Genomic DNA, 7,894 nt, shown 5'->3' with positions numbered 1-7,894 from the left:
ACATAGCTCCCCGCCTGCGCCAGCACCGCGATCAGCGCATTCTGCCGCAGGAACGTCGACTTGCCGCCCATGTTCGGCCCCGTCACGAGCCAGAGCCGCGACGCTTCCGACAGCGCGCAATCATTGGCGACGAACCGCTCGCCCGATTTCGCCACCGCCGCCTCGACCACCGGGTGCCGACCGCCAGTGATCTCGAAACACGGATGCTCCACCAGGCTCGGCCGCGCCCAGCCGCCCTCGGCCGCGCGCTCCGCCAGCCCCGCCGCCACGTCCAGCCGCGCCAGCGCATCGGCGGTCGCCGCGATCGGCTCGGCCGATGCCAGTGCGGCGGCGATGAGATCCTCCAGATGCGCCGCCTCGGCCGCCACCGCATGCGCCCCGGCCTGCGTCACCCGGCTCGCCACCTCATGCAGCTCGGGCGCGTTGAAGCGCACTGCGCCCGCCATCGTCTGGCGATGCGTGAAGCCGCTGTCGGGCTTCATCAGCGCATCGGCATTCTTCGCCGGCACCTCGACATGATAGCCCAGCACATTGTTGTGCCGGATCTTCAGCGCGTTGATCCCGGTTTCGGTGCGATAGCGCGCCTCCAGCGCCGCGATCGCCCGCCGCCCGCCGGAGCCCGCATCGCGCAGATCATCGAGCGCCGCGTCATAGCCTTCCGCGATGAAGCCGCCGTTCGCGGCATCGATAGGCGGCGCGGGCACCAGCGCGCGCTTGAGCAGGTCGATCAGTTCGCCGTGCCCGCGCAGCCGCGGAGTCAGCTGAGAAAGAAGCTCGCCTCCCTCCCCCGTTCGCCCTGAGCTTGTCGAAGGGCGTGTCGCAAGCGCAGCGCCCTCGATCCGTGCTTCGACAGGCTCAGCACGAACGGTGTGGGGGGCAACGGGCTCGCGAGCCTCCGCCAGGAGCCACGCCCCGTCCAGCCCGTCGCGCAGCTGCCCCAGATCGCGCGGGGAGCCACGCCCCGCCGCCAACCGCCCGATCGCCCGCCCGATGTCGGGCAGCGCGCGCAACCGCTCGCGCAGTCGTGCGCGCAGGTCGGCGTCGTCGTGAAACAAGGTCACCAGCGCCAGCCGCGCCTCGATCGCTGCCTTGTCCATCAGCGGCGCACCGATATCGGCCGCAAGCAGCCGCGCGCCCGCGCCCGTTACCGTACGATCCACCGCATCCAGCAGGCTGCCCTTGCGCGTGCCGCCCGACGTGCAGGTCAGTTCCAGGCTGTCGCGCGTCGCCGCATCAATCGCCATCGTCTCCGCGCTGCGACGGATCACCGGCGCACGCAGGAACGGCAGCGCGCCCTTCCCATTATGGTCGAGATAGGCGATCAGCCCGCCCGCCGCCGCCAGCATCGCGCGGTCGAACTGGCCGAAGCCGTCGAGCGTCGCGACGCCATGCAGGCGCTTCAGCCGCTCCTCGCCGCGCGCGCTGTCGAAATCGCCGCGCGGTCGCCACACCGTCGCCGGCGCATCGCTGCCCTCTGCCGCGACCACTTCCGCCGCCGCCAGCCGGGCGAGCTCCGCGCCCAGCGCCTGGGGGGAACAGGCGATCACCTCGAACCGCCCGGTCGACACGTCCGCCGCCGCGATGCCGACGCCGCCCGCCGCCTCACCGACGGCGACGCACCAGTTCGCACTGCGCGCATCGAGCAGCGCTTCCTCGGTCAGCGTGCCCGCCGTGACGAAGCGGATGATCGCACGGTTGACCAGCGCCTTCGATCCGCGCGCCTTGCGCGCTTTCTCCGGGCTCTCCGTCTGTTCGGCGATGGCGACGCGGTGCCCCGCCTTGATCAGCCGCTGGAGATAGGCGGTCGCCGAATGTACCGGCACGCCGCACATCGGGATCTTGACGCCGGCGTGCTCGCCCCGCGCGGTCAGCGCAATGTCGAGCACGCCGCTCGCGATGCGCGCATCCTCGAAGAACAGCTCGAAGAAATCGCCCATGCGATAGAACAGCAGGCAATCGCCCGCCTCTTCCTTCAGCGCCAGATATTGCGCCATCATCGGCGTGGGAGCGGTGGGTTCGGCCATGGCTTTCGGGTGTCGGAACGGGCGGTGGAGACGTGGCGGATGCGAAGCGGACGGCATGCGCCGCGCCGCCTGGCGGATCTTCCCTGTCTAGCCAGACATGCCGCCGCTGACGAGAGCACTTTGGCCGCAAGCGGCGGGACGCCCGCGCCCGCGCCATCTATTAGGACGTTGCCGAAGGAGCCGCGCCATGACCTTTGCGACGACCATTGTCCCCTCGCCCACCGGCGATCTCACGCTGATCGCCAGCGACGCGGGCCTTGCCGCGATCCTGTGGGATGACGATGCGGCGATGCAGGCCCGTTACGCGCCGCGCATCGCGGCGCCCGATCATCCGGTGATCGCCGCTGCCGTCCGGCAGCTCGAGGAATACTTCGCCGGCACCCGCCGCACCTTCGATCTGCCGCTCGATCCCGTCGGCACCGCCTTTCAGCGCGCGGTCTGGGCGCAGTTGCTCGCCATCCCTTATGGCGAGACGCGCAGCTATGCCGATATCGCCCGCGCCATCGGCCGGCCCAGCGCGACCAGGGCGGTCGGCGCGGCGAACGGGCGCAATCCGCTGCCGATCGTCGCGCCGTGCCACCGGGTGATCGGCAGCAACGGCGCGTTGACCGGGTTCGGCGGCGGCTTGCCGAACAAGATCCTGCTGCTCGATCTCGAAAGCCGCGTCAGCCGGCTTTGTTGAGGAAGCCGGCGTTCAGCCGCGCGAAGACGGCGCCATGCGCGGCATCGTCCTGCGCCGCGCGCAACGGACGACAGCGCGCCACCACAATCTCCTCGCCCGTCGGGTTCGCCTCCAGGATCGCCATCACCTCGGCGATGTAATCGGCGAGCGGCATCGAATTGGGGTCGGTGTCATGCCCCGGCATCAACTCGGTCTGCACCCCCGGCGGCACAAGCTCGATCACGCCGACACCGCTGCCCGCCAGTTGCACGCGCAGCGATTGGGACCAGCTGTGGATCGCCGCCTTGGTCGCGCAATAGGTCGGCGTCGCGACCAGCGGCACGAAGGCGAGGCCCGAGGAGACCGTCATGATCGTCGCCCCGTCCTTGCCCTTCAGGTGCGGCAGCAGCGCGGCGGTCAGCCGGATCGGGCCGAGCAAGTTCGTCGTGATCGTCGCCTCGGCCGTGTCGAGCGCCCAGTCGTCGGCCGCGACGTCTTCCGCCACCATGATCCCGGCATTCTGGATCACGACGTTGAGATCGGGATGCTCGGCAACCAGCCGCGCAGAAACTTCGCGAATCGCAGCCGGATCGCCCACGTCCAGCACCACGCTCGCCATGCCCGGATTGGCTGCGACAACCCCGTCCAGCGCCGCCTGCCGCCGACCCGCGACGATCACCTTGTTGCCCTTGGCATGCAGCGCCTCCGCAAGCGCACGGCCGATGCCGCTGCCCCCGCCGGTGATCAGGATCGTGTTGCCCGAGATGTTCATGCTAGCCTCCATCGGAATTGCTGGACGGCAGATAGTCCCCGTGGTTACCATCGGGAAGAAGGCACCTGGAAGTGGGGTACTTACCGTGCAGATACCGCATGTCGATCACGACTACCCCGCCGATCTCGATCCGCGGGTAGAGGCGCTTGTCACTCAGGTGATTGGCCGCGTCGCCGACAAATGGACCATGATCCTGCTGGAGGTGCTGACCGAAGCGGGCGAGCAGCGCTTCTCGCAGCTGCTGCGCGCAGCAGAGGGCATCAGCCAGAAGATGCTGACCCAGACGCTGCGCCAGATGGAACGTGACGGGCTCGTCATCCGCACGGTTCATGCGGCCGTCCCTCCGCGCGTCGACTATCGCCTGACCGATCTCGGCGAGGGGCTCAGCTATGCCTTTTGCGGGGTCTGGGTGTGGGCGGCGAAGAATGTCGATCGGATCGAGGCTGCCCGCGCCGCCTTCGACGAACGTGCGGCGGCATGACGATCCGTTGTCAATGGGCGGAGAGCAACGATCTCATGCGCGCCTACCACGACACCGAATGGGGCGTGCCGCAGCACGATCCGCGGATGCTGTGGGAGATGCTGATGCTGGAAGGCTTCCAGGCCGGCCTGTCCTGGCAGGTGATCCTCAACAAGCGCGCCGCTTTCCGCGCGGCCTTCGCCGGCTTCGATCCCGCGGCGGTCGCGGCGTTCGGCGATGCGGATGTCGAGCGCCTGATGGCGGACGCCGGCATCGTGCGCGCCCGCGCCAAGATCCTCGCTACCATCCGCGGCGCCCAGATCTATCTGGAAATGGGCGCGTCGGGCTTCCACGATTTCTGCTGGGGCTTCACCGGTGGCAAGCCGGTCGTCAGCGACGGCACGCAATGGCTCGCAACCACGCCGCTGTCCGAACGCATCTCCAAGGAAATGAAGCGCCGCGGCTTCAAGTTCGTCGGCCCGACGATTGTTTACGCCTGGATGCAGGCGGTCGGGATCGTCGAAGACCATCAGCGCGACTGCTTTCGCCGTTGACGTTTGCGTGCGGTTTGCATCGCCCCCTGCACCCCCTAAAGGCTTGGGATGTAACCTTCCGCCGGGGGCGAGATGACCGACAAGACCAACACGACGATCCAGTTCTCGGAGCGCGAGGCGCTGCTGTTCCATTCGGAGGGACGCCCGGGCAAGATCGAGATCATCGCGTCCAAGCCGATGGCGACGCAGCGCGATCTGTCGCTGGCCTATTCGCCCGGCGTCGCGGTGCCGGTGCAGGCCATCGCCGACGATCCCGCGACCGCTTATGACTATACCGCCAAGGGCAATCTGGTCGCCGTCATCTCCAACGGCACCGCGATCCTGGGCATGGGCAATCTCGGCGCGCTCGCCTCCAAGCCGGTGATGGAAGGCAAGGCGGTGCTGTTCAAGCGCTTCGCCGACGTCGATTCGATCGACCTCGAAGTGAAGACCCAGGACGTCGACGCCTTCATCAACTGCGTGGAACTGCTGGAGCCATCATTCGGCGGCATCAACCTTGAAGACATCAAGGCCCCCGAATGCTTCATCATCGAGCAGACGCTGCGCGAACGGATGAACATCCCGGTCTTCCATGACGACCAGCACGGCACCGCGATCATCACCGCGGCCGGCATCATCAACGCCTGCCTGCTGACCAAGCGCTCGCTCAAGGACATCAAGGTTGTCGTGAACGGCGCCGGCGCCGCCGCGATCGCCTGCACCGAGCTGATGAAGGCGATGGGCGTGCAGCACGACAATGTCATCATGTGCGATCGCACCGGCGTGATCTACCAAGGCCGCGAGGACGTGAACCAGTGGCAGTCGGCGCACGCTGCCGTCACCGACCGGCGCACGCTGACCGAGGCGCTGCACGGCGCGGACGTGTTCCTGGGCCTCTCCGCCGCCGGCGCGCTGAAGCCCGAAATGGTCAAGGACATGGCCCCCGCGCCAATCATCTTCGCCATGGCCAATCCGGAGCCGGAGATCCGCCCCGAACTGGCGAAGGAGGCGCGCCCCGACGCGATCATCGCCACCGGCCGGTCGGACTATCCCAACCAGGTCAACAACGTCATAGGCTTCCCGTTCATCTTCCGCGGCGCGCTCGACGTACGCGCGACCGGGATCAACGATGCGATGAAGAACGCCGCCGCGCAGGCGATTGCCGAGCTGGCGCGCGAGCGCGTGCCCGAGGAAGTCGCCGCGGCCTATGGCGTGCAGCACGTCTTCGGCCCCGATTACATCATCCCGGCGCCGTTCGACCCGCGCCTGATGGAAGTCGTTTCCGCCGCGGTTGCCAAGGCGGCGATGGATTCGGGCGTCGCCACGCGCCCGATCCTCGACATGGACGGCTATCGCCAGAGCCTGCGCGCGCGGCTTAACCCGACCACCTCGGTGCTCAGCCTCGCATACGAGGGCGCGCGCGCGCATCCTAAGCGGGTGCTGTTCGCGGAAGGCGAGGAGGAAGTGGTGCTTCGCGCGGCCGTCAACTTCAAGGAAGGCGGCTACGGCATCCCCGTGCTGGTCGGCCGTGATGACGTGCCCGATCGGCTGCGCGCGCTCGGCATCCAGAATCCGGAAGAATATGAGCTGCACAACAGCCGCATCTCGCCGCTGGTGCCGCAGATGGTCGACTTCCTCTACAAGCGGCTCCAGCGGCGCGGCTATCTGCGCCGCGATTGCGAGCGGATGATCAACCAGGATCGCAACATTTTCGGCGCGGTGCTGCTGCAGCTTGGTCATGCCGATGCGATGATCACCGGCATCACGCGCACCTGGGCACAGTCCATGCGTGAGGTGCGCCGCGTGATCGATCCGGAGGCCGGCCGCACCCCCTTTGGCATTCACGTCATGGTCGGGCAGAGCCACACCGTGTTCATCGCCGACACGACGATGAACGAGCGGCCAACGCCCGAACAGATGGCCGACATCGCAGAGCAGACGGCTGCGGTCGCGCGTCGCATGGGCCATGAACCGCGCGTCGCTTTTCTCAGCTATTCCACCTTCGGCAATCCCAAGGGCACCTTCCTGGAACGGATCCGCGATGCCGTGACCGAACTGGACAAGCGCAACGTCGGCTTCGAATATGAAGGCGAGATGCCGCCAGACGTGGCGCTCAATCCCAAGCAGATGGCCAATTACCCGTTCGCCCGCCTGTCCGGCCCGGCCAATGTGCTGATCATGCCCGGCCTCCAGTCGGCGCATATCTCCGCCAAGCTGCTGCGCGAACTGGGCGGGGATAGCGTGATCGGCCCGATGCTGATCGGCATGGAGAAGCCGGTGCAGATCGCGCCGATGACCTCGACGGCGGGCGACCTGATGACGCTTGCCGTGCTCGCGGCGGGCGGCATCGCGCGCTGATCTGCTACGTCGCCCGCGGTGATCACCACCGCGGGCGCCAGAAAGCTGAACGAAGCTGAACGACCTGCGACGTGCCGTTACACTTGAGCGGCGCTTGCGACACAGCCGCGCGACAGCCCGCGCCTACCTCTGTTTCCGTCGCCACCAAGCGACGGAAAAGAGGAGTAAGATCATGAAGAGCGCGTTTCGGCATCTCGCCCTTGTCCTGGCCGGTATGGGTGTCGCAACCGCCGCCGTCCCCGCTACGGCGCAGGGGTGGCAGTCGATCAACCAGCGCCAGCGCACCATTGATGCGCGCATCGATCAGGGCGTGCGCAGCGGCGCGCTGAACCGTGCCGAAGCCGGTCGCCTGCGCAACCAGTTCCGCGATCTGACGCGGCTGGAAGATCGCTACCGCCGCAGCGGCAATGGCCTTTCTGCCGCGGAACGCCGCGACCTCAACGCCCGCTATGACCGGCTGAGCGCCCGCGTCCGGATCCAGAAGAACGATCGCCACTACCGTTGATTCATCGGCCGCATCGCTTTGCTTCGTCGCAACCTTTCGCCCGGCCCAGCCATTGGGTTTTGGTCAAAGGTACGAAGGAGGAAACGATGCGGAAAGTTGCGTTGGCCGCAATCGGCGCGGCAACCATGGTCAGCGGCTGCATGGGCACCGGCTATGACTCGGGCTATGGCGGCGGAGGCTATTCCGCCTATGACTATAACCGTCCCGATCCCGCCTACGGCGGTTATGAAGCGGACCGTTATTATCGAGACGACAAGCGATACAGCGAACGCCGGCTGAGGGACAATGATCGCGTCTATGCCGGTCGAGACGGGCGCTATTACTGCCGCCGCGATGATGGCACCACTGGCCTGATCGTCGGCGGCATTGCAGGCGGCGTGCTCGGCACGGCGCTTCGTCCGGGCGGATCGGGCCTCCTCGGCGCGCTGCTTGGCGGCGCTGGCGGGGCCGCGCTCGGCAAGTCGATCGACAAGGACAATGTGCGCTGCCGCTGAGGCGGTTCAACTGAGACGCACCCGCCGTGGGCCAGCAGGCACCGCGGCGGGCGCGCTCACCAGGGTGTTCGCCGCGCATCCATTAAC

8 protein-coding genes are annotated in these 7,894 nt (G+C 67.5%); 6 read left to right on the top strand and 2 right to left on the bottom strand.

Annotated elements, in window-relative coordinates; all coding sequences use genetic code 11:
* Positions 1 to 1,997 (bottom strand): DNA mismatch repair protein MutS (gene mutS / locus AX702_RS04370; RefSeq protein WP_066776621.1); only part of this gene is annotated, 1,997 nt, incomplete at its 3' end.
* Between the two features lie 214 nt (positions 1,998 to 2,211).
* On the opposite strand from mutS, the gene AX702_RS04365 reads away from it, so the two are divergent.
* Positions 2,212 to 2,706, top strand: coding sequence for a methylated-DNA--[protein]-cysteine S-methyltransferase (locus tag AX702_RS04365; RefSeq protein WP_066776608.1), 495 nt, complete (start codon positions 2,212 to 2,214; stop codon positions 2,704 to 2,706).
* Here the strand turns inward: AX702_RS04365 and AX702_RS04360 are convergent.
* Entirely contained in the window at positions 2,690 to 3,457 is a 768-nt protein-coding gene (locus AX702_RS04360) for an SDR family oxidoreductase (protein ID WP_066776618.1), read from the bottom strand. The two genes, AX702_RS04365 and AX702_RS04360, sit on opposite strands and share 17 nt — an antisense overlap.
* Positions 3,458 to 3,542: 85 nt before the next feature.
* Here AX702_RS04360 and AX702_RS04355 point away from each other — a divergent pair, with 85 nt between their 5' ends.
* The 5 genes from AX702_RS04355 to AX702_RS04335 all read left to right on the top strand — a co-directional run bounded on the left by AX702_RS04355 (position 3,543) and on the right by AX702_RS04335 (position 7,807).
* Positions 3,543 to 3,938, top strand: coding sequence for a winged helix-turn-helix transcriptional regulator (locus AX702_RS04355; protein WP_231731721.1), 396 nt, complete (start codon positions 3,543 to 3,545; stop codon positions 3,936 to 3,938).
* A complete protein-coding gene (locus tag AX702_RS04350) occupies positions 3,935 to 4,471 on the top strand; it encodes a DNA-3-methyladenine glycosylase I (protein WP_066776603.1) in 537 nt (178 codons plus the stop codon). The genes AX702_RS04355 and AX702_RS04350 overlap by 4 nt, the downstream gene beginning before the upstream one ends.
* Positions 4,472 to 4,543: 72 nt before the next feature.
* Entirely contained in the window at positions 4,544 to 6,808 is a 2,265-nt protein-coding gene (locus tag AX702_RS04345) for an NADP-dependent malic enzyme (RefSeq protein WP_066776600.1), read from the top strand.
* Between the two features lie 172 nt (positions 6,809 to 6,980).
* The gene (locus AX702_RS04340) at positions 6,981 to 7,313 is read left to right on the top strand and encodes a hypothetical protein (RefSeq protein ID WP_066776598.1); all 333 of its coding nucleotides are present in this window, start codon (positions 6,981 to 6,983) and stop codon (positions 7,311 to 7,313) included.
* 86 nt (positions 7,314 to 7,399) lie between these two features.
* Positions 7,400 to 7,807 carry a hypothetical protein gene (locus AX702_RS04335; RefSeq protein WP_177179124.1) on the top strand — a complete coding sequence of 136 codons (408 nt, stop codon included), beginning with the start codon at positions 7,400 to 7,402 and terminating at the stop codon, positions 7,805 to 7,807.
* Positions 7,808 to 7,894: the final 87 nt, after the last annotated feature.

It is taken from the genome of Sphingomonas sp. CCH5-D11 (assembly GCF_001557395.1).
Taxonomy (GTDB): Bacteria; Pseudomonadota; Alphaproteobacteria; order Sphingomonadales; family Sphingomonadaceae; genus Sphingomonas.
The sequence above is the reverse complement of the archived record's forward strand: the minus strand, read 5'-3'. Positions and strand labels throughout refer to the sequence as shown.

Coding starts and splice junctions, on each gene's coding strand:
- AX702_RS04340 (WP_066776598.1), top strand. CDS start 6,981: ATGAAGAGCGCGTTTCGGCATCTCGCCCTTGTCCTGGCCGGTATGGGT.
- AX702_RS04350 (WP_066776603.1), top strand. CDS start 3,935: ATGACGATCCGTTGTCAATGGGCGGAGAGCAACGATCTCATGCGCGCC.
- AX702_RS04365 (WP_066776608.1), top strand. CDS start 2,212: ATGACCTTTGCGACGACCATTGTCCCCTCGCCCACCGGCGATCTCACG.
- AX702_RS04335 (WP_177179124.1), top strand. CDS start 7,400: ATGCGGAAAGTTGCGTTGGCCGCAATCGGCGCGGCAACCATGGTCAGC.
- AX702_RS04345 (WP_066776600.1), top strand. CDS start 4,544: ATGACCGACAAGACCAACACGACGATCCAGTTCTCGGAGCGCGAGGCG.
- AX702_RS04360 (WP_066776618.1), bottom strand. CDS start 3,457: ATGAACATCTCGGGCAACACGATCCTGATCACCGGCGGGGGCAGCGGC.